We start from the raw sequence: 25,433 nt of genomic DNA, 5'->3' as shown, positions 1-25,433 counted from the left end.
GTCAGTTGCCCTCCGCCGCGACGCCGAGCGCGCCGGTGGTGGCCTCGATCAGCTCGCCCCACGCGCTCTCGAACTTGTCGACGCCTTCGCGCTCGAGCAGCGCGAACACATCGTCGAGATCGATACCGGCCGCGGCCAGATCGGCGAAGACCTGGGCGCCCTCGGCACCGCGGCCGCTGAGCGTGTCGCCCAGTACCTCACCGTGATCGGCGAACGCCTGCAGCGTCTTCTCCGGCAGGGTGTTGACCGTGTTCGGGCCGACGAGTTCGGTGACGTAGAGGGTGTCGGGGTAGTCCGGGTTCTTCACCCCGGTCGACGCCCACAGCGGCCGCTGCCGGTTGCCACCCTGCGAGGCCAGGTGGTTGTAGGTGGAGGTGTGCGCGCCACCGTCGAACACGTCCTGGTACTCGGCGTAGGCCAGCCGGGCGTTGGCCACACCGGCCTTGCCGCGCAGGGCAAGGGCCTGCGGGGTGCCGATTGCCTCGAGGCGCTTGTCGATCTCGGTATCCACCCGGGAGACGAAGAACGAAGCGACCGAGTGGATCTTGGCCAGGTCGTGGCCGATGATCCTGGCGTTGCGCAGACCGTCGAGGTAGGCGCCCATCACCGCGCGGTAGCGCGGCACCGAGAAGATCAGCGTCACGTTCACGCTGATGCCCTCACCGATCACCGAGGTGATCGCGGGCAGGCCCGCCTCGGTGGCCGGGATCTTGATGAACAAGTTCTTGCGGTCGACGATCTTCCACAGCTCGATCGCCTGGGCGACGGTCTTGCCTGCGTCGAAGGCAAACCGCGGGTCGACCTCGATCGACACGCGCCCGTCCACGCCACCGGTCGATTCGAACACCGGCGCGAGCACGTCGCAGGCGGCGCGTACATCGTCGGTGGTCATCGTGCGGATCGCCGCGTCGGCGTCGGCGCCTTGGGACGCAAGGTCTTTGAGCTGTGCGTCGTAGGCGTGTCCCACGCTCATCGCGGCCTGGAAGATGCTCGGGTTGGTGGTGACCCCGACGACGCTGCGGGTCGCGATCAGTTCGGCGAGATTGCCGGACTGGATGCGCTCACGCGAGAGATCGTCGAGCCACACCGAGACGCCCGCGGCCGAGAGCGCGGCGAGATTCTCGTTCTGTGCCATGGTCTTACCCCTTCACCTTGTCGGCGGAACGCAGTGCCGCGCGGACGACGGCATCGGGGGTGATACCGAATTCGCGGTACAGAGTCTTGTAATCGGCCGACGCGCCGAAGTGATCGATGGACACGATCTCGCCCGCGTCACCGACGAATCGGTACCACGGCATCGCGATACCCGCCTCGACCGCGACCCTGGCCCGCACCGACGGGGGCAGCACCTCGTCGCGGTATCCCTGATCCTGCGCGTCGAACCACTCCACACACGGCATCGAGACCACGCGGGTCGGGATGCCCTGCTCTTCCAGGGTAGTGCGCGCGGCGACCGCGAGATGGACCTCGGAGCCGGTGCCGATGAGGATCACTTCCGGGGTGCCGGTGGATGCCTCGGCCAGCACGTAGCCGCCCTTCTTGACACCCTCGTAGCTGGTGCCGTCCAGCGTCGGGACGTCCTGGCGGGTGAGTGCCAGCGCGGACGGGCCGTCCTGCTTGGGCGACTCGTGCACCGGGAAGTGCGAGATGTGCTCGTCGGAGTCACGCTCGAGCACGGTGCGCCAGGCGTGGACGGTCTCGTTGGCGTCGGCCGGGCGAACCACATTGAGGCCGGGGATCGCGCGCAGCGCGGCCAGGTGCTCGATCGGCTGGTGGGTCGGGCCGTCCTCGCCGAGGCCGATGGAGTCGTGGGTCCACACGTAGATGGCGGGCACTCGCATCAGCGCGGCCAGGCGCACGGCCGGGCGCATGTAGTCGCTGAACACGAGGAAGGTGCCGCCGTAGGGGCGGGTCGGGCCGTGCAGCGCGATGCCGTTGAGGATCGAGCCCATCGCGTGCTCACGGATACCGAAGTGCAGGGTGCGCCCGTACGGGTTGGCCTTCCACGCGCCGGTGGAGATCGACTCGGGGCCGAAGCTCGCCTGGCCGGGCATCGTGGTGTTGTTGGACTCGGCCAGGTCGGCCGAACCGCCCCACAGCTCGGGCAGCTCGTCGGCGACCGCGGCGAGGAACTTGCCCGACGCCTTGCGGGTGGCCATGCCCTTGGGATCGACCTCGAAACTCGGCAGCGCCTCGGTCCAGCCCTTGGGCAGTGAACGGGTCTGCAGGCGATCGAACAGCGCCTTGCTGGCCGCGTTGGCCTCGGCCCACTGGTCGAAACTCTGCTGCCACTTCGCCTGTGCTTCGGCGCCGCGGGCCAGTGCCTTGCGGGTGTGCTCGATGACGGCCGGGTCGACCTCGAAGGACTTCTCCGGGTCGAAGCCGAGCGCCTTCTTCACCGCGGCGACCTCGTCGGGGCCGAGCGCGGCGCCGTGCGCGCCACCGGTGTTCATCTTGTTCGGAGCCGGGAAGCCGATGATGGTGCGCAGGATGATGATCGAGGGCTTGGACGTCTCGGCCTTGGCCGCTTCCAGTGCCTTCTCGATGGCGACCACGTCTTCGCCACCCTCGACGATCTGCACCTGCCAGCCGTAGGCCTCGTAGCGCTTGGCCACATCTTCGGTGAAGGCGATGTCGGTGTCGTCCTCGATGGAGATCTCGTTGTCGTCGTAGATCACCACGAGGTTGCCCAGCTGCTGGGTGCCCGCGATCGAGGAGGCCTCGGCGGTGACGCCCTCCTGCAGGTCGCCGTCGGAGGCGATCGTGTAGATGAAGTGGTCGAACGGGCTGGTGCCCTCGGGGGCGTCGGGATCGAACAGCCCGCGCTCACGTCGCGCGGCCATCGCCATGCCGACGGCCGAGGCCAGACCCTGACCCAGCGGGCCGGTGGTGATCTCGACGCCGTCGGTGTGGCGGAACTCGGGGTGACCCGGGGTGAGCGAGTCCCACTGGCGCAGGTGCTCGAGATCGGTCAGCTCCAGGCCGAAACCGGCCAGGTAGAGCTCGATGTAGAGGGTGAGGCTGGAATGCCCACAGGACAGCACGAACCGGTCGCGACCTACCCAGCGCGGCTGCGCCGGGTTGTGGCGCATCGTGCGCTGGAAGAGGGTGTAGGCGACCGGCGCGAGGCTCATCGCGGTGCCGGGGTGCCCGTTGCCCGCCTTCTGCACGGCGTCGGCGGCGAGTACCCGGGCGGTGTCGACGGCCAACGTGTCGAGGTCCGTCCAGTCGCTGGGGTAGTTCCGCTGAGTGAGGGCGCGAATGTCGTCTGTGACTGGCACGACCGTGGTTCTCCTGACCTAGGTTTCGTCGACGGCGATAGCGTGGCAGCGGCGAATGAGGATCCTGCGGGTCGCACGCGGCCGGGGTGCGTACCGATGTACAGGAATACCCTAGTGGTGCTGCTACACCGGGTTGGCGCGAACCCTGGCGTTGAGTCTAGTTCGGATTGCCGCGTACCGGCGGTGTGCGGTGCCGACCATCGCCGGGACCCGTTGCGGTGCCGTTCACCTGCGCGTCGATGCCGGTTCACCGCCGCGTGGGCGTGGGATGGGGGCTCGGGGGGTCACGTGACCGCGCCCACGGTGGCGGGGGTCTGGCGCGGAGCGGCAGGTGAGTGGGTCTACCATCCTCTGTAGTAGTGGCCGCGCCGCAGCCGCGCGCTGCTCGTTCCATTACCGGATGCGAAGCGAAGCACAGCGTGCGAGGAGAAACAGTGCGGATCGGTCACGAGCCGGGTAGTAGCGGTGCGCACGGAACTTCGTCGACGGCGCTGGCCGACCGCCTCGCGGGCGACAGTCTCGCCGCGCGGGTAGTGCGCAAGCCCCTTGCCTACATCGCGCTCACCAAGCCACGGGTCATCGAGCTGCTGCTCGTTGCCACCATTCCGACGATGTTGCTGGCCGACCGCGGCACAGTGGACATCCGGCTGATCCTGGTCACCCTGCTCGGTGGCTGGATGGGCGCGGCCAGTGCCAACACCCTCAACTGTGTCGCCGACGCCGACATCGACAAGGTGATGAAGCGGACCGCGCGTCGCCCGCTCGCCCGCGACGCGGTGCCCACCTCGCACGCGCTGGTGTTCGGCGTGGTGCTCGGCGCGATCTCCTTCGCCTGGCTGTGGTGGCAGGCCAACCTGCTCAGCGGCGCGCTCGTCGTCGCGACGATCCTGTTCTACGTTTTCGTCTACACCAAGGGCCTCAAGCGCCGGACCTCGCAGAACGTGGTGTGGGGCGGCGCCGCCGGGTGTATGCCCGCGTTGGTCGGCTGGTCCGCGGTGACCGGCGATATCGGCTGGCCCGCCGTCGTGCTGTTCGCGGTGATCTTCTTCTGGACGCCGCCGCACACCTGGGCGCTGGCCATGCGCTACAAGGAGGACTACCGCGCGGCCGGTGTGCCGATGCTGCCGGTGGTCGCTACCGAGCAGGTGGTGACCAAGCAGATCGTCATCTACACCTGGTTGACGGTGCTCGCCACGATGGCGCTGGTGCCCGCGACGGGTGTCATCTACGCGGCGGTCGCGCTGGTGGCGGGTGCCTGGTTCCTGCTGATGGCGCACCAGCTCTACGCCGGGGTGCGCCGCGGCGAGTCGGTGAAGCCGCTGAAGTTGTTCCTGCAGTCGAACAACTACCTGGCGGTGGTGTTCTGTGGTCTGGCCGTCGACTCGGTGCTCGGCTGGGAGACGATCGGCACGATCATCGGGCTGTAGCAGACTCTTGGACAGTGGCCGGGCAGCGATGCCCGGCCGTTGTCGTTTCCGGACTACGTCGGCCCGGCTATCTGCCGGTCACGACCCATCTCGCTGACCGGCAGATGGGCGAGTGGGACCTGGTTGACGGCTCACCAGCGATGGGCGAGGTGCCCGTCTGGACGGACCAGGACATAGCTGCCCGGCGTGGCGGCGTAGGCGGCGAACGCGTCGCCCTCGGTGTCGACGAGTGTGGTGAACCCGTGGCCGTCGGTGACGACGAGCGTCGTGCACGCGGGGCGGTCGGCGTCGGCGGATCCGTTGGTGGCGGTACCGATGCGACGTATCTCGACTGTGCGGACGACGGAATGTGCGTTGGCCGCCGATCCCGCTGCCGCGGACGCTGCCGGCGCTGCGGGCTCGGTGTCGGGTGCGCCGGTCGTCGGGGCGAAACGGAGCAGGGTGGCGTGGGGCCCGCGGAAGAGGTCGAACAGCCGGCGTGGGCGGCCGGCTTCGTCGTGGAGTAGCGCGTCGGGGGCGCGGTCACCGGCTACGAGCGGGCCGTGGTCGGCGGGGGAGCGATAGGTGATGCCGAGTTGGCGGGTTTCGGGGCCGCGGTGCATCGCGTCCTCGTCACCGTCGACGAGCTTGTCGAGGAGCTCGGTGCTCAGGCCGAGAACGCGGGCCGCGACCGTGCGGCGTTCGGGTTCGTAGGTGTCGAGCGGGGCGGGGTCGCCGCCGAGGGCTGCGGCCAGTTTCCAGCCCAGGTTGTAGGCGTCCTGGACGCCGGTGTTGAGGCCCTGGCCGCCGGTCGGCGGGTGGACGTGGGCGGCATCGCCGGCGAGGAACACCCGGCCCTCGCGGAAGTGTTCGGCGAGTCGAATGTTGGGGCGCCACACCGTGATCCAGGACAGGTCGCTCAACGTCAGGCCGCAGGTGTGTCGATCAGCGAGAGCTTGTAGAGCGTCGAGGTCAGGAGAGGCGGTATGGCCGCCTTCGTGTATCAGCGCGGCCGTGCGGCGCCCCGCGGTCGGCGCCCCGCGAAGCCGCGCCCTGCCACCCCGACCGGAGGGGTTGCTGGACTCGGTGTGGGCGCTCTGGGCCTGCGCGACTCCGGCGTGGCCCAGCGGCGCGGCGAATTGGAAGCGCCGACCGCCCGGCAGCGGGGACAGCGCGAAGCCGGTCATCGGTTGGTCGGCTGCGGCGGCGAACCAATAGCCGTAGTCGTGGTCGAGAGCGTCGGCGCGGACATCGCCGAGCAGCATCTTGATCGAGTCGTCGGTGCTGCCGTCGAACGCGATCCCGAGGCGCTTGCGCACCGCGCTCGCACCACCGTCGGCACCGACCAGATAGCTGGCGTGCGCCGTCTCCGGTGTGCCGTTGCGGTGCAGTGTCACCGTGACGCCGGTGTCGTCCTGGGTGAAATCGACCAGCGCCGTGCCGAATTCGACCGTCACCCCGAGCTCGGCGAGCCGCGCCCGCAGGATGGCCTCGGTGTCGGACTGGCCGAGCACCCAGGCATTCGGGTATGGCACATCCGGTGTCGGCTCGACCGGTTCGGCCATGCGGCGCTCGCCGGCGAAGGTCCCCGCGAAGTAGGCACGCATCACCGGGAGCTCGCGCCCGGCGGCCAGTACCGCGTCGATGACGCCGAGGTCGTCGAACACCTCCAGGGTGCGCGGTTGCAGGCCGTCGCCGCGCGACCCCTGAAACGGTGTATCGGCCCGGTCGACGAGCCGGACGTGCACGCCGCGCCGGGCGAGGTCGATGGCGAGGGTGAGGCCGGTCGGTCCCGCGCCGGCGACGAGTACCTGTTCTGACATGGGAAATACCTCCTGCGACAAAAACTGAATTGATATTCAGTGAATATGAATTCAGTTTCAGTGTTGGTACTTTGCTTGTCAAGGAGGTGGTGTCCGGTGGTGGGCAGCAGACGTGAGAAATCCGCGGAAACCGAGCAGGCGCTCAAGGACGCGGCCCAGCGGGTCTTCGCCGAACACGGCTACCTGAACGCGAAGATCACCGACATCACCACCGCCGCGGGGCGCGCGGCGGGCTCGTTCTACAACCATTTCGCGAGCAAAGAGGAACTGCTGCAAGCACTTCTGCGCGATCTGGCCGCGCAGGGCGACGAGCAGGCAGCCACGTCCGAGCACAACGGCGACTTCGCCGACCCTGCCGCGGTCCGCTTCCACGTCGCCGCCTACTGGGCTTTCGCCCGCGAACACGCGGTCGTCCTGCGCGCGACAGCTCAAGCCGCCCAGGTGAACCCGGACTTCGCCCGAATGGTCGCGGGCTTCGGCGCCGAGCAACGCGCCGACATCGCCGACCATGTCGCGGATTTCCCCGAGCGCGGGCTGCGGCTACCCGGCCGGGTCGACGTCAGCCTGGCCATGATGTTCGCCGCGGTCGACGGCATGGTCCGCATGGTGGAGGACGATGCGCTCGCCGTATCCGACGCCGAGGCGATCGAGTCGATCAGCAGGTTCGTCTACCGGGGCTTGACCGGGCGCGACTACTGAGCTGAGCGTTCGCAGATCGCGCGAATGGTCGAGATTTCGACGGATTCGGCGATTTGTGAACGCTGAGCGCAGGTTTTCGTTGCAGGGCCGGCGCTAGGGCAGCAGGACGATCGAGCCGGTTGTCTGGCGGGCGGCGAGGTCGCGGTGCGCTTGCGCGGCCTCGGCCAGCGGGTAGGTGGCGCCGACGCGGAGGTTCAAGGTTCCCTCGGCCGTCCAGTCGAAGACATCGGTGGCACGCCACAGGAATTCGGTACGGTCGCGGGTGTAGGCGCCCAGGGAGGGGCGGGTGAGCCAGAGGGAGCCGGCGGCGTTGAGGCGTTGGGGGTCGAAGGGCGCGACAGCGCCGCTGGCCGCGCCGAACAGGGCGAGGGTGCCGCGGATTCGGAGGGAGGCGAGGCTCGCTTCGAAGGTGCTGGCGCCGACACCGTCGTAGACCGCGGCGACGCCGATGCCGTCGGTGAGGTCGCGGACGCGGGCGGCGAGGTCGTCGCCGTAGTGCAGGACATCGGTGGCGCCCGCTTCGCGGGAGAGCTTTTCCTTGGCGTCGGTGGAGACCGTGGTGATGACCCGGGCTCCCTTCGCGACGGCCATCTGGGTGAGCAGCAGGCCGACGCCCCCCGCGCCGGCGTGGATGAGAACCGGGTCGCCGGGTTCGGGGGAGAAGACCGATTCGATCAGGTAGTGGGCGGTCATGCCCTGGAGCAGGGCGGCAGCCGCGACGGCGGGTTCGACGTCGTCGGGCACCTTCACCGCGACGGCCTCGTCGACGGCGACCATCGTCGCGTAGCTGCCGGGTGCCGACGCCCAGGCGACTCGATCGCCGATCGAGAACTCGGTGACGTCGGAACCGATCGCCACCACGATGCCTGTGCCCTCGGAGCCGGGGATATAGGGCGTCGCCTGCGGGTACTGGCCGGTGCGGAAGTAGATGTCGATGTAGTTGACACCCACACCCTGGGTCTCGACCAGCAGCTGACCGGGTCCGGCCTGCGGGTCTGCCACCTCGACGGACCGCAGGACCTCGGGACCACCGTGCTCGGAAACCTGAATCGCGCGCATGAGTTCTCTTTCTACACCTCGTGTTCCAGGCCACTCGGGGCTGGACTGGAAACTACCGGCCGGTAAACTGCGGTTCATGAGTACAACCGCCGCCCCCGAGGCCGTGAAGGTGCCGGCCGAGGTCGAGAAGTCCATCGTGAAGTTCCTCGCCGAGCACGGTGGTTCGGGAACGGCCGTGCTGCAGTACATCGGCGAGCAGGGTGTGCGGATCACCCTGGTCGGTGCCGACGGCATTCTCGGCGACCGGGTGGTCGGCGATCTGGCGACCGCGAAGGCGATCGTCGAGCGGGTCGACGGCCTCGTCGAGACCGACGAGTGGAGCCGCGAGCTGGGTTCCATCGTCACCCCGGCCGCGACCCACTGGGCCAAGATGGCGGGCTGGGTTGCCCGGCAGCGGAAGTTCCCGAAGGCGCGCAACGCGAAGGTGTTCGCGGGCGCCTGACACCCACACACGAGAAAAGCCCGCGAATCGCACGACGATTCGCGGGCTTTGCCGTTGTCGGAGGGGGCCTCAGCGCACGGAAGTCTGCGACAAGGCGGGCGCGGCGATCTCCTCGCGAGTACGCAGTGACGCCCACAGCGCGGCGGTCGCGGCGGTGCACGCCGCCGCCCCGCCCACGTGGATGGCGACCAGCGCGGCGGGCACATCGGTGAAGTACTGGACGACACCGACGAGCCCCTGTGCGAGCACGAGCGCGAGCAGCACGAACAGCCGCGTGCGGATAGCCGGTGTGATTCCGGCAGCGAAGAGCCCGAAAGCGAGGCCGACGAGCAGCGCCAGGTAACCGATCAGCAGCTGCGAGTGCAGGTGGACCAGCGTGACGATCTCGACCTGCAGGCGTTCGACCGGTCGCTCGATGCTCTTGTCCCCGGCGTGCGGGCCCGCGGCGGTCACCAGCGTGCCCGCGATCAGGACGCCCGCGAGCGCGACCCCGCTGAGCGCGGTCAGCCAGCGTAGGGGAGCGGGTACCTGCACGGCCGCGATGCCGTCATCGGGTTCGGAGATCTTGGCGTAGAGCACCACCGCCAGCCACACCATCGCCATCGAGGCGAGCAGGTGCACGGCCACGGTCCACCAGAGCAGCCCTGTGCGCACAGTGATGCCGCCGATAATCGCCTGCACGACGGTGCCGCCCGGCATCAGCCACGCATACACAAGGACTTCTTTGCGCCGCCGGGCGCGCACGACAGCGAGCACGATCAGTGCCGCGCACAGCGTGACCGCGAAGGTGAGCAGACGGTTGCCGAATTCCACGGTCTGGTGGATGACCGGCACTTCCGACACCCCCACCGGGGTGAAACTGCCGGGGAAGCACTGCGGCCAGGTCGGGCAGCCGAGCCCGGAGGCGGTGACGCGCACGATGGCGCCGGTCACCGAGATTCCCGCCTGGCTGAGGATCACCGCGACGGCGATGAGCCGCTGCACCCGCAGCGAGGGGAGCGGCAGCCGGTCGACGAGGCCAACGAAGGCGCGATACAGCACGTCAGGAATGGTACCGGCCGGGAATTCGGCGCTGATACCAGGGCTACTACAGTGCGTCGTTGGTCACGTCAGCTGAACCGGAACAGCCGGGTCGCGAGCCACCCGCACACCACGCCCCACGCCGCGAGCACCGCCACCCCGAACCAATCGATCGATCCCGACAAGGCCGTGTCCAGCGCATAAGCCAGCGCACCGGACGGGATGAGCCGCGCGATCACGGACAGCGCGGTGGGCAGGGTATCGCCGACGAGTACCAGGCTGGCGATGCCGAGCATGATGAACCACAAGATATTGGCCAGCGCGAGCACGACCTCGGCCTTGAGCGTGCCCCCCAGCAGCAGCCCCATCGCCGCGAAGGTGGCCGTGCCGAGGGCGATCACCAGCGCGCCGAGAGCGAGTCCGCCGATGCCCGGCCGCCACCCCAGCGCGACACCGATCGCCCCGAGCAGCATCGCCTGCAACACCACCACGATCAGCACGGCCGCGCACTTGCCCGCGATCACGCCCCAGCGGGGCAACGGTGTGGCGCCGAGCCGTTTGAGGGCGCCGTAGCGGCGGTCGAACCCGACGGCGATGGCCTGGCCGGTGAACGCGGTCGACATCACCGCGGTCATCATCACCATCGGCACGATCCGGTCCACCCGGTGCTCGCCGAGGTCGCCGAACGGGAGCAGGCTGAGCCCGATGAGCAGGGTGATCGGGATGAACATGGTGAGCAGCAACTGTTCGCCGTTGCGCAACAACAGTTTCAGCTCGAGCCCGGTCTGCGCCGTGAGCATCGCGGTACGCGTGGCAGGCCGCGGATCGGGCGTGAAGGTGCCGGCCTGGAAACGGCTAACAGTCTCGCTCATCCGCGCAGGTCCCGTCCGGTCAGTTCGAGGAAAACGTCTTCGAGGCGGCGCTGGTCGATGCGGATGTCGGTGGCCAGCACGTCCATCCTGGCGCACCAGGCGGTGACGGTGGCCAGCACCTGCGGGTTGATCTCGCCCTCGACGAGGTAAGTGCCCGGCGTGGTCTCCCGTGGCGAAAAGCCTTCCGGGAGAGCCGATGTCAGCAGGTTCAGGTCGAGTTTCGGCGGTGCGCAGAACCTCAGCTGACCGGCCGCGCCATGGGCGGTGACCTCGGCGGGGGTTCCCTGGGCGACGATCTGCCCGTGATCGATGATGACGAGGTGATCGGCGAGCTGTTCGGCCTCGTCCATCATGTGCGTGGTGAGCACGACGCTCACGCCGTCGCGGCGCAGCGCGTCGATGAGTTCCCAGACGATCAGCCTGGCCTGGGCGTCGAGCCCGGCGGTCGGTTCGTCGAGGAACACGATCTCGGGCTTGCCGACCAGCGCGCAAGCGAGCGCGAGCCGCTGCTGCTGGCCACCCGACAAGCGTCGATAGGGAGTGCGGCGACTGTCCCGCAGGCCCAGCGTCGACAGCAACCAGTCGGGGTCGATGGGATCGGCGGAATAGGCCGCGACCAGGTCGAGCATCTCGCCCGCGCGGGCACCGGGGTAGGCGCCGCCGCCCTGCAGCATCACGCCGATGCGCGGACGCAACTGTTCGGAGTCGGCGATCGGGTCGAGGCCGAGGACGCGAACGGTGCCCGCGTCCGGGCGCACGAAGCCTTCGCACATCTCGACGGTGGTGGTCTTGCCCGCCCCGTTGGGGCCGAGCAGCGCGAACACCTGGGCGGGCTCTACATCGAACCGGAGACCGTCTACAGCGGTGGTCTCGCCATAACGCTTGACCACACCGTCGACGCTCACGGCGGGTCCAGGGCGACTTGTCACAACCGCGCCTCGCTGACGCTCGGCTCCGTCGCGCCAAAAGGTGCCGTGCCCTTGGTCCGCTCGCTGCGCTCCCTCACGTTGTCACACGGTAAGCTGTGCCCTGCTGTGACGGAGCCGACACCCCCAGCTGGGCCCGCCAGGGCAGGGTGTGCCGGGTGAGTGCGAAGAACAGCGCGAAGCAGACGACGGCCGCCAGCGCGGCGCCGATGATCTGGAACACCTGGAACTCCGCACCCCGCGGCATCACCAGCATCGAGACCACCGCCGAGAACGCGACGGCGGGCACGCGGAACACCGGCTGGGTGGCCCAGGCGGCCAGCGGAACGATGGCCCAGAGCAGGTACCAGGGCTGGACCACCGGAAACAGCAGCACGATCGCCGCGAGGGAGACGCCGAGCGCACCGACGGGATGCAGTCGGCCCATACCGGTGGCCACGAGCATGCGGATCGTCACGTAGCCCGCAACCACGGCCGCGATGGGCCGGGTGATCGACAGTAGCGCGGTGGTGTGGTCACCCAGCCCGAGCAGTACGCCGCCGAAACCGGTGACGATCCCGATGATGGTCGGCAGCGACATCCAGCTCCGCACGGCGTTGGCAACGCTGAGGGTATTGACCCAGCCGAAGCCGAGCCCACTGGCGAAGCCGATGAGAAGCGTTGTCGCCACGGCGATGACGCCAAGCAGCGCCGCCGACTTGACGACGGCGGTGAACGTGGCGCCCCAGCGTCGGGCCAGCGCCATTCCGACGAATCCGAGCGCGATGATGGAGGTGAGCTTGATCGACGACGACAGGGTGATCACCACCGCGCCACCGATCAGCAGCCCGTAGGCGCGAGCGTCGAAGGGCGGCAGTTTCGTGCCCGTCAGCCGGTCTGGTTTGCCGCCTGCGCCGTAGATCGCGCGCAGCATCAGCTCCATCCCGGCCAGCATCAGGCCGAGCATCAGCGCGTCGTTGTGTACGCCGCCGACGAGGTGGAACAGCACCAGCGGATTGGCCGCACCGAGCCACAGCGCACTGACCGGCGCCACCCCGCAGCGCACCGACAACCGCGGCAGCGCCCACACGATCAGCGCCACCCCGGCCAGCGCCAGCAACCGGTGCACCCACACCCCGGCGATGATGTTGTCCCCGGTCAGCTCCGCGATCCCGCGGCCGATCCACAGGAACAGCGGACCGTATGGCGCGGGCGTATCACGCCAGATCGTCGGCACATTGTTGGTCAGCACATTGTCGATCCCGAGCCCGGCGACCGGCCCTTCGGAATACGGGTCGATACCGCGGGCGGCGATCTCGCTCTGTGCCAGATAGGAATAGACGTCGTTGCTGAACATCGGCGGCGCCACAGACAGCGGGATGATCCACAGCAGCAGGGTGCGATCCAGTTGGGATCGGGTCAGACGGTGCAAAGGTGATCCAGCGAGACCGCCGATCGCGAACCGCCCCAACAGCAACCACGCACCGATCACCAGCGCGGTGCCGAACATGCACATCGCGAGCGACCCGGTGTGCGCTCGCGCGAAGATGCCGAGCACCCGCACGCCCGAGACCGGATTCTGATGCACCGGCTGGGCGCCGATGCCAAGCGCCGCGATCGCCATGAGCACCGAGCCGGTCGCGCCCATCAGCCGGATCCGGTCCAGTTGCGCCCGTTCGCGCTTGTCGAGCCCGGGGACCTCGGTCTCGTCGCGATGCAGCACCGCGACGGTGTGATCGGGCGTCGACACGTCGAGCCCGAGAGCTCGCCGCCCGAACGCCAGTGTCTTGCGCGCCGCGCCCTCCAGTACCGCCACGAGGTCAAAGCCTAGTGGTCGCGGAGGCGACAGGGTTCGTCAGTCATTCGCGCACCGCTGGAGCGAAGGCGAAGGTACGCCCAGCGGGTGCAGGTGGGCAGCGCTCCTGGGCCGGTCACGCACGGTCGCAGCGGACTACCTGGGTGCTTCGACGGAGGTCGGTGCGGTCACGGCCGGTGGTCCGGTGAACACCGGTTCCGAGCGCAGCGCGAGCACGGCGGCGATGATCACGGCCACGCAGATCACCGCGACTGCGCCGAGCGCCGCCCAGCCGATGCGTTGCGCGGCCCGCTGATCACGGGCCGACAGCCAGCCGGGCACGAACAGGATGCCGAGCGCGCTCAGTGTGCCCGCGGCCAGACCGCCGAGGTGGCCCCACAGCGAGATCCCCGGGATCGAGAAACTGATCAGCACGTTCACGCCGATGACCACCAGCATCGGCGTCGGGCTCTGCCGCAACCGGATCAGTGTCACCGTGACAGCGCCGAACAGGCCGTACACCGCGCCGGAGGCACCGGCAGTCGCGGTCACCGAATCCGACAGCGCCATCACCGCCGCCGACCCACCGAGCACCGAGACCAGATAGACGCACCCGTACCTGACCCGGCCGAGCACCTGCTCGAGGTCGCGCCCCACCACATAGAGCGCGAACATGTTGACCAGCAGGTGGATCGCGCCGTAGTGCAGGAACCCCGACCCGAGCAGTCGCCACCACTCGCCATCGGCCACCAGCAGCGGGACCAGGACGAACTCGCGGAACACCGACGACCCGCGATAGTTGTCCATCGGACTGCCGGCCTGCGCCGCGGTGATCACATAGACCAGCACATTGACCGCGATCAACCCGTAGGTCACCAAGGGAACGGCCCCGCCCTGGCGCGCCCCGCTGACGGTTCGTACCGGCCGCACGTCCTGCTGCCCCTGCCGCACACAATCGACACAGTGCTGCCCGACCGACGCCGGGCGCAGGCAGTCGGGACAGGCGGGGCGCCCGCATCGCGTGCACGCGAGTCCGGTAGGCCGATCAGGATGACGGACACACGTTGGTGTGAGCGGGTTCGACACCCTGCCATCGTGCCAGACCACGGCCCCCGACCGCGTCGTTCGCCACGGCGAACCCGGACAGTCGATCGCGACGTTGTGGTGCGGATATAGCCTGCGAGCAACGCTGCGAAAGTGTGCTGATGCCCTGTCTGGCGCCGGACAGGGCTGCGCAGACCGCCGGGTGGTCGCGGTCGAAGACCTGTGCGTTGGGTCACCTCGCCGAGCCTCGGCGATCGGTCCGCAAGGGCCGCACCTGGGGTTTTATCGGGCAGGGGAGTGACCCGATGATCTTCGTCGCAGGTCAGGGCACCCTTTGTCAGGGGACCCTTATTAGATTTAGGGAAGCAATTCCGCCACACTGGTGTTGTGAAAACCGTGGGTTTGCGGACAGACGTGGGAAGTGACGGTCGTAAGACGACCGGCGCTCGGTCGTCTGCTGTGCCCGCGGCAACCGCACACGAGGGGCAGACCAGGGCGGCCATCGTCCAGCTGCTGCTCGAGCAGGGGCCGATCACCGCGACGGCGATCGGCACCGAACTCGGTCTCGCGCCCGCCGGGGTGCGCAGGCACCTCGACGCGCTCATCGACGCGGGCCAGGCCCGGGCGAACCGCTCGGCGCCGTGGCAGCAGAAGGGGCGCGGCAGGCCGGCCAAGCAATACCAGCTCACCGCGGCGGGCCGGGGCAATCTCGGTCACGCCTACGACGATCTGGCCGGGGCGGCGATTCGCCAGCTCGGTGAGATCGGCGGCGACGCCGCGATCGCCGAATTCGCGCGCAAGCGGGTTCGCGTGATCGTCGACGGCATCGAGCCCGTCGCCGACCACACCGCACCGGTGATCGAAGCCAAGGTCGAGGAGATCGCGGAAGCGTTCGCCGAGGCCGGTTTCGCCGCCACCACCCGTCAGGTCGGCGCCGGTGTGCAGATCTGTCAGCACCACTGCCCGGTGGCTCACGTCGCCGAGGAGTTCCCGCAGTTGTGCGCCGCCGAATTGGACGCTTTCCGCGACCTGCTCGGCACCCACGTGCAGCGACTTGCGACCATCGCCAATGGCGATTGCGCCTGCACCACCCACGTACCGCTGGTCGCGGTGCCGAAGATCCCATCCGCCGCACAGCCCGCGGCGGGACGAACGAACGACTCCGGAAGGAGTGCCGAATGACGACCTCGACCGACCAGGTGCAACCGCTCACCCAGGACGAAACCATCGCCTCGCTGGGCACCTACGGCTACGGCTGGTCCGACTCCGATGTGGCAGGCGCCAGCGCCCAACGTGGCCTGTCGGAGGCTGTCGTTCGCGACATCTCGGCCAAGAAGAGCGAAGAGGAGTGGATGCTCGACGTGCGCCTCAAGGCGCTGCGCATCTTCGATCGCAAGCCCATGCCGAACTGGGGTTCCAACCTCGACGGCATCGACTTCGACAACATCAAGTACTTCGTGCGCTCGAGCGAGAAGCAGGCCGAGAGCTGGGAAGACCTGCCCGAGGACATCAAGAACACCTACGACAAGCTGGGCATCCCGGAAGCGGAGAAGCAGCGTCTGGTCTCCGGTGTCGCGGCGCAGTACGAGTCCGAGGTCGTCTACCACTCCATCCGTGAGGACCTGGAGCAGCAGGGCGTCATCTTCCTCGATACCGACACGGCGTTGAAGGAGCACCCGGAGATCTTCCACAAGTACTTCGGTTCGGTCATCCCCGCCGGTGACAACAAGTTCTCCGCGCTCAACACCGCCGTCTGGTCGGGTGGCTCGTTCATCTACGTGCCGCCGGGCGTGCACGTCGACATCCCGCTGCAGGCCTACTTCCGGATCAACACCGAGAACATGGGCCAGTTCGAGCGGACGCTGATCATCGTCGACGAGGACGCCTACGTCCACTATGTCGAGGGTTGTACAGCCCCGATCTACAAGTCCGACTCGCTGCACTCCGCGGTCGTCGAGATCATCGTGAAGAAGGGCGGCCGCTGCCGCTACACGACCATCCAGAACTGGTCGAACAACGTCTACAACCTGGTCACCAAGCGGGCCAAGGCCGAAGCGGGCGCCACCATGGAGTGGGTCGACGGCAACATCGGCTCCAAGGTCACGATGAAGTACCCGGCGGTCTGGATGACCGGCGAGCACGCGCACGGCGAGGTCCTCTCGGTCGCGTTCGCGGGCCCCGGCCAGCACCAGGACACCGGCGCCAAGATGCTGCACCTGGCCCCGCACACCTCCTCGACCATCGTGTCGAAGTCGGTGGCGCGTGGCGGCGGTCGCGCGTCGTACCGCGGTCTGGTCCAGATCAACAAGGGCGCCCACGGGTCGAAGTCGACCGTGAAGTGTGACGCGCTGCTGGTCGACACCATCAGCCGCTCCGACACCTACCCCTACGTCGACATCCGCGAGGACGACGTGACGATGGGTCACGAGGCGACTGTTTCCAAGGTCTCCGACGACCAGCTGTTCTACCTGATGAGCCGCGGCCTCACCGAGGACGAGGCGATGGCGATGGTGGTGCGTGGGTTCGTCGAGCCGATCGCCAAGGAATTGCCGATGGAATACGCATTGGAACTGAACCGGCTCATCGAGCTGCAGATGGAAGGGGCCGTGGGCTGATGTCGACGCTCGAGACGCCGACCCAGAACCCTGGCGCGGGCGCCGCGGTCAACAAGGGCGAGGTCTTCACCTCGTTCGACGTCGACCAGTTCGAGATCCCGTCGGGTCGCGACGAGGCGTGGCGGTTCACCCCGCTGCGTCGGCTGCGCGGCCTGCACGACGGCACCGCCGTTGCCGATGGTGTAGCCACCGTCGAGGTGAGTGAGGTCACCGGTGTCACCGTGGAAACGGTGGGCCGCACCGACTCTCGTCTCGGCCAGGCCGGTACTCCCGCGGATCGTGTTGCCGCCCAGGCCTATTCGGGTTTCTCCGAGGCGACTGTGATCACCGTCGGTCCGGAAACCGAGGTGTCGGACCCGGTGACGGTCACCATCACCGGTCCCGGCGAGGGTAAGACCGCCTACGGTCACCTGCAGGTGCGTCTGGACAACTTCGCCGTCGCCACCGTGGTCATCGACCAGCGCGGCAGCGGAACCTTCGCCGAGAACGTCGAATTCGTGCTCGGTGACAGCGCCAAGCTCACCGTCGTCGCGGTCCAGGAATGGAACGAAGACGCCGTGCACGTCACCGCGCATCACCTGAAGCTGGGTCGTGACGCGAACCTGCGCCATATGTCGGCGACCCTCGGCGGTGACCTGGTTCGCCTGTCCGGCACCGTGCGCTACGCCGGTCCCGGTGGTGAAGCGGAGCTGTTCGGCCTGTACTTCGCCGACGCGGGCCAGCATTTCGAGCAGCGTCTGCTGATCGATCACGCCGAGCCCAACTGCAAGTCCAATGTGCTGTACAAGGGTGCGCTGCAAGGTGATCCGAAGTCCCCGAAGGGTGACGCTCGCACGGTCTGGATCGGCGACGTGCTGATCCGCGCGGCCGCCGAGGGCACCGACACCTACGAGGCCAACCGCAACCTGGTGCTCACCGACGGCGCGCGCGCCGACTCGGTGCCGAACCTGGAGATCGAGACCGGCGAGATCGCCGGTGCCGGACACGCGAGTGCCACCGGCCGTTTCGACGACGAGCAGCTGTTCTACCTGCGCGCTCGCGGCATTCCCGAAGACGTCGCCCGCCGCCTTGTCGTGCGTGGCTTCTTCTTCGAGATCATCCAGAAGGTCACGGTCCCCGAGGTCCGGGAGCGGCTCGAGGCGGCCATCGAGGCCGAACTCGCCACTGTCGGTATCTGACTCACCTACTTCCCACGAAGGATTCGAATTCGATGACCACCTTGGAAATCAAGGACCTGCACGCCGAGATCACCACCCCCGAGGGTGAGTCGAAGCAGATCCTCAACGGCGTCAATCTCACCGTGAAGTCCGGCGAGACGCACGCCATCATGGGCCCCAACGGCTCGGGCAAGTCCACGCTGTCCTACGTGATCGCGGGCCACCCGAAGTACACCGTCACCCAGGGCACCATCACCCTCGACGGTGAGAACGTCCTTGACATGTCGGTCGACGAGCGCGCCCGCGCCGGCCTGTTCCTGGCCATGCAGTACCCGGTCGAGGTCCCCGGCGTCTCGATGTCGAACTTCCTGCGCACCGCCGCCACCGCCGTGCGCGGCGAGGCCCCCAAGCTGCGCACCTGGGTCAAGGAGGTGAAGGAGTCGATGAAGGAGCTCGATATCGACTCGGCCTTCGCCGACCGCTCGGTGAACGAGGGCTTCTCCGGTGGCGAGAAGAAGCGTCACGAGGTCCTGCAGCTGGGTCTGCTCAAGCCGAAGATCGCGATCCTCGACGAGACCGACTCCGGTCTGGACGTCGACGCGCTGCGCATCGTCTCCGAAGGCGTCAACCGCTACAAGGAGCGTACGGACGGTGGCGTGCTGCTGATCACGCACTACACCCGCATCCTGCGCTACATCAAGCCCGACTTCGTGCACGTGTTCGTCAACGGCAAGATCGTTGCCGAGGGTGGCTCCGAGCTGGCCGACGAACTCGACGCGAACGGGTACGAGCGCTTCACGTCCGCGACCGCTGGAGCCTGATATGACCGCTACGGTGCCAGCCCTCGACCTGGCCCGGATCCGGGCCGACTTCCCGATCCTGCACCGCACGGTGCGGGACGGGAAACCGTTGGTGTACCTGGATTCCGGTGCCACCTCGCAGCGTCCGCTGCAGGTGCTGGACGCCGAGCGCGAGTTCTTGCTCACCCGGAACTCCGCCGTGCACCGCGGTGCGCATCAGCTGGCGGAGGAGGCGACCGACTCCTACGAACAGGCGCGCGCCGATATCGCCCGCTTCGTCGGCGCGGATCCCGGCGAGATCGTGTTCACCAAGAACGCGACCGAGTCGCTGAACCTGGTGGCCAACGCGTTCGGTGACGACCGGTTCCCCTACAAGGTCGGCCCCGGCGACGAGATTGTCATCACCGAGCTCGAACACCACGCGAATCTCGTTCCGTGGCAGGAGCTCGCCCGGCGCACCGGTGCCACGCTCAAGTGGTACGGCATCACCGACGACGGCCGCATCGACCTGGATTCGCTCGAACTGTCGTCCGCGACAAAGGTGCTCGCGTTCAGCCACCAGTCGAACGTGACCGGCGCGGTGGCTCCGGTGGACGAATTGGTCCGCCGCGCACAGGCCGTCGGCGCGCTCGTCGTGCTCGACGCCTGCCAGTCGGTGCCGCACATGGCGGTGGACTTCCACGCACTCGGTGTCGACTTCGCCGCGTTCTCCGGCCACAAGATGCTCGGTCCGATGGGCGTGGGCGGACTGTACGGCCGACGTGCGCTGCTGGAGGAGACGCCGCCGTTCATCACCGGTGGGTCGATGATCGAGACCGTCACCATGGAGAAGACCACCTACGCTCCGCCGCCGCAGCGCTTCGAGGCGGGCACGCCGATGACCTCGCAGGTGGTCGGGCTGGCCGCCGCGGTGCGTTATCTCGAAGACCTCGGCATGGACGTGGTCGCCGCGCACGAGCACGCGCTCACCGGTGCCGCGCTGGATGGTCTGTCCGGCATCGACGGTGTGCGGATCATCGGGCCCGCCGACAACGTCGATCGCGGAGGCGCGGTGTCGTTCGTGGTCGACGGGATCCACGCCCACGACGTGGGCCAGATCCTCGACGACCAGGGTGTCGCCATCCGGGTCGGACACCACTGCGCCTGGCCGCTGCACCGCAAGTTCGGTATCGCCGCCACCGCGCGTGCCTCGTTCGCCGTCTACAACACACTCGACGAGGTCGACGCACTGGTTGCCGCCGTGCGGAAGGCCAAGAGCTTCTTCGGGGTTGCCTAGAACATGCGTATGGAGCAGATGTACCAGGAAGTGATCCTGGATCACTACAAGCACCCGCACCACCGCGGTCTGCGGGAACCGTTCGGTGCGCAGGTGCACCACGTGAACCCGACCTGCGGTGACGAAGTGACGATGCGTGTGCAGATCGACGGCGCCGGTGAGGTCGCCGACGTCTCCTACGACGGTCAGGGCTGCTCGATCAGTCAGGCCGCCACCTCGATCCTCACCGATCAGGTGATCGGGCTGCCGGTGCAGCAGGCGCTGAAGGTGGTCGACGCGTTCAGCGAGATGATCTCCAGCCGCGGCACCGTCGAAGGCGACGAGGACATGATCGGCGACGGCATCGCCCTCGCCGGTGTGAGCAAGTACCCGGCGCGGGTCAAGTGCGCGCTGCTCGGGTGGATGGCGTTCAAAGACGCTGTCGTGCAGATCAGTTCGGCCGAGGAAACCAAGGCACCGATGGGAAATGGGGAGTCTGCCACATGAGTGAGAGCACCGATACCGCACAGATCCCGGAAGCCGCTGAGGCCGTCGAGGCCGAAAAAGCCGTCGAGGTCGAGTTGACGGCCGAGCAGATCCAGCACATCGAAGACCTCGAAGAGGCGATGCGCGACGTCGTCGACCCCGAACTCGGTATCAATGTCGTCGACCTCGGCCTGGTCTACGGTCTGTCCGTCGACGATGCGAACATCTGCACCCTCGACATGACGCTCACCTCGGCGGCCTGTCCGCTGACCGACGTCATCGAGGACCAGTCCCGCAACGCGCTGGTGCGCAGCGGTCTGGTCGAGGACCTGAAGATCAACTGGGTCTGGATGCCCCCGTGGGGCCCGGACAAGATCACCGACGACGGTCGCGAACAGCTGCGCGCCCTCGGCTTCACGGTGTAGCACTGAGCTTTTCGGGCCCGGATCCTGACTGGATCCGGGCCCGTTTTGTTGCGGCTATGTGTCGGCTGGTGCCGGTGTGATGTTTCCCGTTCCGGTTGGCTATCACCGGGCGATCAGTGATGATCTTGAAGGTTCTGGGCTTGCCGGAACAGTGTCACGAGGAGATCTTTCGAATGAGTTTCATGAGTAAGGCCGGCCTCGCCGTCGCGGCTCTCGGCCTTGCGGCCGGCACGGTGCTGGGTGCCGGTTCGGCGAATGCGGATGGCCTCGACCAGTGGGGCGCGATGGCCGCGGACGGAGACTGGGCGAACTACGGTCGTTCGGTCGACTATTCCACGCGTGCTGAGGCTGAGGCTGCCGCGCTGGAACAGTGCGCTGCGGATGGTTGCACGGTGGAGGCCGTGTGGGTGAACGGCTGCGCGGCCCTGGTGGAGAACGATGAATTCATCGCCTGGGGCAAGGGCGCAACCCGCGCCGACGCGGAGCGGGAGGCTTACCTCGCGCTGACCGAGGGCACCCCGCAGAGCCTGCTCGTCAACGTTGGTTCGTCGCAGCTGGCCGGCGGTCATGTGATCGAAACGGTCTGTACTGCCAACGCGCGCTGATCGTCACGGCGATTTTCGAGCCCGGACCGCGCAACGGTCCGGGCTTGCGTCGTCTTCGCCCCCGACGCTGATCACGGCGGAGCGAGCGGGCCCGGATTCATGTGCTGACGGCGGTGCTGTGATGTTTCACCGTGCGGTTGGCTATCACCGGTAGTTCGATGATGATCTTGAAGGTTCCGGGCTTCCGGGACAGTTTCACGAGGAGATCTTTCGAATGAGTTTCATGGGTAAGGCCGGCTTCGCCGTTGCGGCGCTCGGCCTTGCGGCCGGGTCGGTCCTGGGTGCCGGTTCGGCGATCGCTGCGGGTAACCAGTGGGCGTCGATCGCGGTGAGTAAAGGTGAACTGATCTACGGCACCAGTGCCAACGAAGCCGATGCACCGTCGGCCGAAGCTGTTGCGCTGGCTGATTGCCATTACGCCGACTGCGAGGTCCTCGCCACCTGGGCCAACGGTTGCGGCGCGCTCGTACAGAGCAACGACGCCTTCGCATGGGCGATCGGCGCCGATCGGGCAGAGGCTGAACGTGTCGCGTACGAGCAGCTGTCGTCGGTGACGCCCACCGCGATTCTGGCCAACACGGGTTCGGCGAACCTCAGTGGCGCCAAGATCGTCGACGTCGTCTGCACGGCGAACGCGCGCTGACCATCGCGTAGCGAACGGGCCCGGATCCGCACACAGGATCCGGGCCCGTTGCTGTTGTGCGCTAAGCGTTTTCGACCGCGGCGACCGAGTCTATCCATGCGCTGATCATGTCGGCGGTGCCGGCGATGATGGCCTCGAGTTCGGCGTCGTCCAGTTCGACCGAACGCAGCGCGGTGGCGAAGCCCGCGTTGAGCACGACAAAGGCCATGACGTCGATGTCGACGTGCTTGATCGGGCCGATGAACTGGAGGATGTAGAGCTTGATGAGCATCCGCAGCCGGGGTTCGAATTCGGGGATGCCGCTGCCGTGGAACTGCAGATCGGCGACGAGGGCGCGCACGAGGGGCCCGTTCGCGACAAGGATGTCGACGGCGGAGCGGATCAGATCGACCACGGCATCGCGGGGGGATTGGTCTGAGCTGGCGGTCAGCAGCTGGCCGTAGCGCTCCTCTACCTGCAGGAACAGGCTGTCGTTGAGTTCTTTGACGATCTCGTCGCGGTCGTTGAAGTACCGGTACAGGGTGCCGATGCTCATGCCCGCTTCGGTGGCGATCCGGTTGGTCGAGGTGTTGCCGATGCCGCGGGTGCCGAAAAGATGAGCGGACACCGTGAGAATGCGTGTTCTGGTCTCCTTCGCCCGGTCCTGCTTGGGGCGTTTGCGCTGCTTATCGGCTTGCGGTGGCATCTGTGGACCTCGGTGGAAAGAGGAGTAGAAGGTGAGCGGTTGCTCACCCTACAGTCATGATCACGGAGAAACCGAAGTGTAGGCCATCACATCGGCAGGCATCACGGAAGCGCGACCACTACCGGCGGTGCCGGGGTGCAGAAGAGGAGGAGTCGACGATGACGATCCCACTGGACGAGACGGCCATGTGGCGGCCCCTGCGCGACGTTCGGGCGATGACCAGCCGATTGGTAGGCCATTTCGTCGACACTGTCGCGACCTGCCGGGCGCTACCCGGCGATGCGATCGCCGGCGACGTCACCTCGGTCACCAGGATGTGCCTGGAAATCGTCGGCGGAATGCTGGACGGCCGCGACGAGGAGGTGAAACTGAACCGGCTCGCGGTGGCGGCGGCGGGCTGGGCACGCGAAGGCGTGCCGATCGACACGATCCTGCACGCTTTCCATGAGGGTTTCCGGCTCTCCTTCGACGCGGTCTTCGACGAGGTAGCCGACGCCGACCGGGCGAGCCTGATCCACGGCTTCCGCCGGGTCGTCGAGATCTCGGACCTGTTGTGTACCACGGTGACTCGTTCCTACATCCGCGAGCACCGCGAGGCCGTCGGCGAACATCACACGGCCGTACACACCCTCGCCTCGGCGCTACTGGCCGGTCAGCCGACCGTCACCATGGCGCGCGAGGTCGGCATCACCGTCGCCGGCGCGTATTCGGTGCTCGCACTGTCGATCGGGGCGCATCCCGATGAGCACGAACCATGCGTGAACGGTGCCGTGGTGGCGCGGCGCAAGCTGCGCCGGGTGCAAACGGCGTTGGCGCACAGGTGCGGTGAGCAGGTGCTGGCACTGCTGTCGGTCGATGGTGGCACCCTGCTGATCCCGGCCGATCTGCTGGCGGACGCGCAACTCGACGCGCTGGTCGAGGCGTTGTCGCGGGCCGCGCACGTCGACATCACGGCGGCTCTGGTGCCCGCCATCACCGACGAGATCCCCGACGCGGCCCAGCGTGCCCACGAACTCCTGGACATGGTCGAACGTCTCGACAGCGCCCCCGGTCTCTACCGCTTCGGCGACCTGGCCTTGGAATACCAGCTCACCCGCCCCGGCCCCGGCCGCGCCCGCCTCGGCGAACTGCTCGCCCCCCTCGACAACCACCCCGAGCTCTACGAAACCCTGCGCGTGCACATCGCCAACAACATGAACCGCCGGCGCACCGCGCGTCTGCTGCACATCCACACCAACACCGTCGACTACCGCCTGCGCCGAGTAGCCCAACTCACCGGCCTCGACCCGGCCCAATCCTCGGGCCTGTGGCAACTGCGCTCCTCGATGATCGCGCGCAGCTTCCACACCGGCCGCGGCACCCGATCCACCGTCGTCGCCGACCCCGGAATCCCGCGCCGCGCCACCCCCCACCCCTACCTCGACCTGAACGGCATCCGCTCGGCCTGACCCGTACCCGCTGCTCCGGCCCCGGCACCGCGACCCGAACAGTCGCGAGGCCGGGGCTTGCGAACGCGGATTCCCCAGTCCGCCGGCGAAACCGGAGCCCGCGTCGTCAAGCGAATAGAACCTCGTTCCAATCTATGGTTACATAGACCAAAACCAGGAGGGGTGATGGCTGTCGAATCTGTGGACCAGTTGTGTCGGGCAATCGCGCAGGGCGCTTCGCCGAAGTACCTGCCGTTCTGGGGGCATAGCCCACGTCGTGACGGAACGATCGGGTCGAGCAGCCTGAGTCAGTGGTGGCCTGCGACCTTCGTTGTCGACGGTGTGGAATTCGCCAGTGCCGAGCACTACATGATGTGGCGTAAGGCGATGCTGTTCGACGACGCGGCGACCGCGGCGAAGGTCCTCGGGGTCGGCCATCCGAGCCAAGCGAAGAAGCTCGGGAGACAGATTCGGGACTTCGACGAAAATGTCTGGGAGCGTGCGCGGTTCGACATCGTGGTCGCGGGGAGTGTGGCCAAGTTCGGGCAGGATGACGTCTTGCGGGGATATCTGGTCGGTACCGGCTCGCGAGTGCTCGTCGAAGCCAGTCCGGTGGACCGGATCTGGGGGATCGGGTTGGCCGCCGACGATCCGGGTGCGATGGATCCTGCGCGATGGCGGGGACTCAACCTGCTCGGTTTCGCGTTGATGCGGGCGCGGGATGAGCTGGTTCGCCAGTAGGGGGTTGCCGGGCGCCGTTACTTGTCGGAGGGCGTTGTTAGTCTGTGGTGGACGGGCGGTTCGGGAGGAATCGGGCGTTAGACATGCGAGAACTGTTGTTGCCGGGGATGTCTCGGCGCTATGACGGAGCTCGCTGAATGGTCGTCGTGGCGATGCCGGAAAGCTATTTCCGGGAAAGTGGGCGGCCGTTCATGATTGGTTCGGCTTCGAGGCGCGGAGTCGGTATTTCGACGGGGAGAATCGCTGAT

Annotated in this window: 24 protein-coding genes; 14 read left to right on the top strand and 10 right to left on the bottom strand. The window is 67.6% G+C overall.

Translation table 11 applies throughout. The annotated features are described in order from the left end of the window. Nucleotide 1: 1 nt before the first annotated feature. Together tal and tkt are read right to left on the bottom strand one after the other, a co-directional pair. Complete coding sequence (gene tal / locus ACTWPB_RS24640) at nucleotides 2-1,135, bottom strand: transaldolase (RefSeq protein ID WP_446222911.1); 1,134 nt, start codon at nucleotides 1,133-1,135, stop codon at nucleotides 2-4. A gap of 4 nt (nucleotides 1,136-1,139) precedes the next feature. Continuing rightward, nucleotides 1,140-3,281 carry a transketolase gene (gene tkt, locus ACTWPB_RS24635; RefSeq protein WP_446222910.1) on the bottom strand — a complete coding sequence of 714 codons (2,142 nt, stop codon included), beginning with the start codon at nucleotides 3,279-3,281 and terminating at the stop codon, nucleotides 1,140-1,142. A 491-nt stretch (nucleotides 3,282-3,772) separates the two neighbouring features. Here tkt and ACTWPB_RS24630 point away from each other — a divergent pair, with 491 nt between their 5' ends. Next, nucleotides 3,773-4,708, top strand: a complete 936-nt coding sequence (locus ACTWPB_RS24630; RefSeq protein ID WP_446226466.1) for a heme o synthase — start codon at nucleotides 3,773-3,775, stop codon at nucleotides 4,706-4,708. A 131-nt stretch (nucleotides 4,709-4,839) separates the two neighbouring features. Here the strand turns inward: ACTWPB_RS24630 and ACTWPB_RS24625 are convergent, their stop codons facing one another. Continuing rightward, entirely contained in the window at nucleotides 4,840-6,510 is a 1,671-nt protein-coding gene (locus ACTWPB_RS24625; protein WP_446222909.1) for an FAD-dependent monooxygenase, read from the bottom strand. Nucleotides 6,511-6,606: 96 nt separating this feature from the next. Here ACTWPB_RS24625 and ACTWPB_RS24620 point away from each other — a divergent pair, with 96 nt between their 5' ends. Then, on the top strand, nucleotides 6,607-7,209 hold the full coding sequence (locus ACTWPB_RS24620) for a TetR/AcrR family transcriptional regulator (RefSeq protein ID WP_446222908.1): 603 nt from the start codon (nucleotides 6,607-6,609) through the stop codon (nucleotides 7,207-7,209). Nucleotides 7,210-7,302: 93 nt separating this feature from the next. Here ACTWPB_RS24620 and ACTWPB_RS24615 read toward each other — a convergent pair whose 3' ends face one another. Next, nucleotides 7,303-8,268, bottom strand: a complete 966-nt coding sequence (locus tag ACTWPB_RS24615) for a quinone oxidoreductase family protein (protein ID WP_446222907.1) — start codon at nucleotides 8,266-8,268, stop codon at nucleotides 7,303-7,305. 76 nt (nucleotides 8,269-8,344) lie between these two features. Between ACTWPB_RS24615 and ACTWPB_RS24610 the strand changes: the two genes are divergently transcribed. Next, complete coding sequence (locus tag ACTWPB_RS24610; RefSeq protein WP_446222906.1) at nucleotides 8,345-8,710, top strand: hypothetical protein; 366 nt, start codon at nucleotides 8,345-8,347, stop codon at nucleotides 8,708-8,710. Nucleotides 8,711-8,779: 69 nt separating this feature from the next. On the opposite strand, the gene ACTWPB_RS24605 is transcribed toward ACTWPB_RS24610, so the two are convergent. The 5 genes from ACTWPB_RS24605 to ACTWPB_RS24585 form a co-directional block, all read right to left on the bottom strand. Continuing rightward, complete coding sequence (locus ACTWPB_RS24605) at nucleotides 8,780-9,751, bottom strand: COX15/CtaA family protein (protein ID WP_446222905.1); 972 nt, start codon at nucleotides 9,749-9,751, stop codon at nucleotides 8,780-8,782. 68 nt (nucleotides 9,752-9,819) lie between these two features. Next, nucleotides 9,820-10,602 (bottom strand): ABC transporter permease, encoded by a 783-nt coding sequence (locus ACTWPB_RS24600; protein WP_446222904.1) that lies wholly within the window; start codon nucleotides 10,600-10,602, stop codon nucleotides 9,820-9,822. Next, the gene (locus tag ACTWPB_RS24595) at nucleotides 10,599-11,531 is read right to left on the bottom strand and encodes an ABC transporter ATP-binding protein (protein ID WP_446222903.1); all 933 of its coding nucleotides are present in this window, start codon (nucleotides 11,529-11,531) and stop codon (nucleotides 10,599-10,601) included. Before ACTWPB_RS24595 ends, ACTWPB_RS24600 begins: the two co-directional genes overlap by 4 nt. A gap of 73 nt (nucleotides 11,532-11,604) precedes the next feature. Further along, nucleotides 11,605-13,323: a polyprenol phosphomannose-dependent alpha 1,6 mannosyltransferase MptB gene (gene mptB, locus ACTWPB_RS24590; protein WP_446222902.1), complete on the bottom strand. Its 1,719-nt coding sequence runs from the start codon at nucleotides 13,321-13,323 to the stop codon at nucleotides 11,605-11,607. 135 nt (nucleotides 13,324-13,458) lie between these two features. Then, a complete protein-coding gene (locus ACTWPB_RS24585) occupies nucleotides 13,459-14,409 on the bottom strand; it encodes a rhomboid family intramembrane serine protease (protein ID WP_446222901.1) in 951 nt (316 codons plus the stop codon). 324 nt (nucleotides 14,410-14,733) lie between these two features. Between ACTWPB_RS24585 and ACTWPB_RS24580 the strand changes: the two genes are divergently transcribed. The 9 genes from ACTWPB_RS24580 to ACTWPB_RS24540 all read left to right on the top strand — a co-directional run bounded on the left by ACTWPB_RS24580 (nucleotide 14,734) and on the right by ACTWPB_RS24540 (nucleotide 22,332). Continuing rightward, the gene (locus tag ACTWPB_RS24580; RefSeq protein WP_446222900.1) at nucleotides 14,734-15,528 is read left to right on the top strand and encodes a helix-turn-helix transcriptional regulator; all 795 of its coding nucleotides are present in this window, start codon (nucleotides 14,734-14,736) and stop codon (nucleotides 15,526-15,528) included. After that, entirely contained in the window at nucleotides 15,525-16,961 is a 1,437-nt protein-coding gene (gene sufB, locus ACTWPB_RS24575; protein ID WP_446222899.1) for a Fe-S cluster assembly protein SufB, read from the top strand. The genes ACTWPB_RS24580 and sufB overlap by 4 nt, the downstream gene beginning before the upstream one ends. After that, nucleotides 16,961-18,139 carry a Fe-S cluster assembly protein SufD gene (gene sufD, locus ACTWPB_RS24570; RefSeq protein WP_446222898.1) on the top strand — a complete coding sequence of 393 codons (1,179 nt, stop codon included), beginning with the start codon at nucleotides 16,961-16,963 and terminating at the stop codon, nucleotides 18,137-18,139. Before sufB ends, sufD begins: the two co-directional genes overlap by 1 nt. Nucleotides 18,140-18,171: 32 nt before the next feature. Then, a complete protein-coding gene (gene sufC / locus ACTWPB_RS24565) occupies nucleotides 18,172-18,939 on the top strand; it encodes a Fe-S cluster assembly ATPase SufC (RefSeq protein WP_427908752.1) in 768 nt (255 codons plus the stop codon). A gap of 1 nt (nucleotide 18,940) precedes the next feature. Further along, a complete protein-coding gene (locus ACTWPB_RS24560; RefSeq protein WP_446222897.1) occupies nucleotides 18,941-20,194 on the top strand; it encodes a cysteine desulfurase in 1,254 nt (417 codons plus the stop codon). A gap of 3 nt (nucleotides 20,195-20,197) precedes the next feature. After that, nucleotides 20,198-20,680 carry a Fe-S cluster assembly sulfur transfer protein SufU gene (gene sufU, locus ACTWPB_RS24555; protein WP_446222896.1) on the top strand — a complete coding sequence of 161 codons (483 nt, stop codon included), beginning with the start codon at nucleotides 20,198-20,200 and terminating at the stop codon, nucleotides 20,678-20,680. After that, a complete protein-coding gene (locus ACTWPB_RS24550) occupies nucleotides 20,677-21,084 on the top strand; it encodes a metal-sulfur cluster assembly factor (protein WP_378912942.1) in 408 nt (135 codons plus the stop codon). Before sufU ends, ACTWPB_RS24550 begins: the two co-directional genes overlap by 4 nt. 119 nt (nucleotides 21,085-21,203) lie before the next feature. Beyond that, entirely contained in the window at nucleotides 21,204-21,689 is a 486-nt protein-coding gene (locus ACTWPB_RS24545; RefSeq protein WP_446226465.1) for a DUF4189 domain-containing protein, read from the top strand. A gap of 214 nt (nucleotides 21,690-21,903) precedes the next feature. Then, nucleotides 21,904-22,332 carry a DUF4189 domain-containing protein gene (locus ACTWPB_RS24540; RefSeq protein ID WP_446222895.1) on the top strand — a complete coding sequence of 143 codons (429 nt, stop codon included), beginning with the start codon at nucleotides 21,904-21,906 and terminating at the stop codon, nucleotides 22,330-22,332. Nucleotides 22,333-22,393: 61 nt separating this feature from the next. Here ACTWPB_RS24540 and ACTWPB_RS24535 read toward each other — a convergent pair whose 3' ends face one another. Further along, nucleotides 22,394-23,017, bottom strand: a complete 624-nt coding sequence (locus tag ACTWPB_RS24535) for a TetR/AcrR family transcriptional regulator (protein ID WP_446222894.1) — start codon at nucleotides 23,015-23,017, stop codon at nucleotides 22,394-22,396. A gap of 158 nt (nucleotides 23,018-23,175) precedes the next feature. Here ACTWPB_RS24535 and ACTWPB_RS24530 point away from each other — a divergent pair, with 158 nt between their 5' ends. Continuing rightward, nucleotides 23,176-24,465, top strand: a complete 1,290-nt coding sequence (locus ACTWPB_RS24530) for a PucR family transcriptional regulator (protein WP_446222893.1) — start codon at nucleotides 23,176-23,178, stop codon at nucleotides 24,463-24,465. A 165-nt stretch (nucleotides 24,466-24,630) separates the two neighbouring features. Further along, nucleotides 24,631-25,185: an NADAR family protein gene (locus tag ACTWPB_RS24525; RefSeq protein ID WP_446222892.1), complete on the top strand. Its 555-nt coding sequence runs from the start codon at nucleotides 24,631-24,633 to the stop codon at nucleotides 25,183-25,185. Nucleotides 25,186-25,433: the final 248 nt, after the last annotated feature.

It is taken from the genome of Nocardia sp. IBHARD005 (assembly GCF_052814245.1).
The sequence above is the reverse complement of the archived record's forward strand: the minus strand, read 5'-3'. Positions and strand labels throughout refer to the sequence as shown.

Excerpts from the sequence above, each read along its gene's own strand:
- tal (WP_446222911.1), bottom strand. The coding sequence starts at position 1,135 with ATGGCACAGAACGAGAATCTCGCCGCGCTCTCGGCCGCGGGCGTCTCG.
- ACTWPB_RS24625 (WP_446222909.1), bottom strand. The coding sequence starts at position 6,510 with ATGTCAGAACAGGTACTCGTCGCCGGCGCGGGACCGACCGGCCTCACC.
- ACTWPB_RS24615 (WP_446222907.1), bottom strand. The coding sequence starts at position 8,268 with ATGCGCGCGATTCAGGTTTCCGAGCACGGTGGTCCCGAGGTCCTGCGG.
- ACTWPB_RS24610 (WP_446222906.1), top strand. The coding sequence starts at position 8,345 with ATGAGTACAACCGCCGCCCCCGAGGCCGTGAAGGTGCCGGCCGAGGTC.
- ACTWPB_RS24600 (WP_446222904.1), bottom strand. The coding sequence starts at position 10,602 with ATGAGCGAGACTGTTAGCCGTTTCCAGGCCGGCACCTTCACGCCCGAT.
- sufB (WP_446222899.1), top strand. The coding sequence starts at position 15,525 with ATGACGACCTCGACCGACCAGGTGCAACCGCTCACCCAGGACGAAACC.
- sufD (WP_446222898.1), top strand. The coding sequence starts at position 16,961 with ATGTCGACGCTCGAGACGCCGACCCAGAACCCTGGCGCGGGCGCCGCG.
- sufC (WP_427908752.1), top strand. The coding sequence starts at position 18,172 with ATGACCACCTTGGAAATCAAGGACCTGCACGCCGAGATCACCACCCCC.
- ACTWPB_RS24560 (WP_446222897.1), top strand. The coding sequence starts at position 18,941 with ATGACCGCTACGGTGCCAGCCCTCGACCTGGCCCGGATCCGGGCCGAC.
- sufU (WP_446222896.1), top strand. The coding sequence starts at position 20,198 with ATGCGTATGGAGCAGATGTACCAGGAAGTGATCCTGGATCACTACAAG.
- ACTWPB_RS24550 (WP_378912942.1), top strand. The coding sequence starts at position 20,677 with ATGAGTGAGAGCACCGATACCGCACAGATCCCGGAAGCCGCTGAGGCC.
- ACTWPB_RS24545 (WP_446226465.1), top strand. The coding sequence starts at position 21,204 with ATGATCTTGAAGGTTCTGGGCTTGCCGGAACAGTGTCACGAGGAGATC.
- ACTWPB_RS24540 (WP_446222895.1), top strand. The coding sequence starts at position 21,904 with ATGAGTTTCATGGGTAAGGCCGGCTTCGCCGTTGCGGCGCTCGGCCTT.
- ACTWPB_RS24535 (WP_446222894.1), bottom strand. The coding sequence starts at position 23,017 with ATGCCACCGCAAGCCGATAAGCAGCGCAAACGCCCCAAGCAGGACCGG.
- ACTWPB_RS24530 (WP_446222893.1), top strand. The coding sequence starts at position 23,176 with ATGACGATCCCACTGGACGAGACGGCCATGTGGCGGCCCCTGCGCGAC.
- ACTWPB_RS24525 (WP_446222892.1), top strand. The coding sequence starts at position 24,631 with ATGGCTGTCGAATCTGTGGACCAGTTGTGTCGGGCAATCGCGCAGGGC.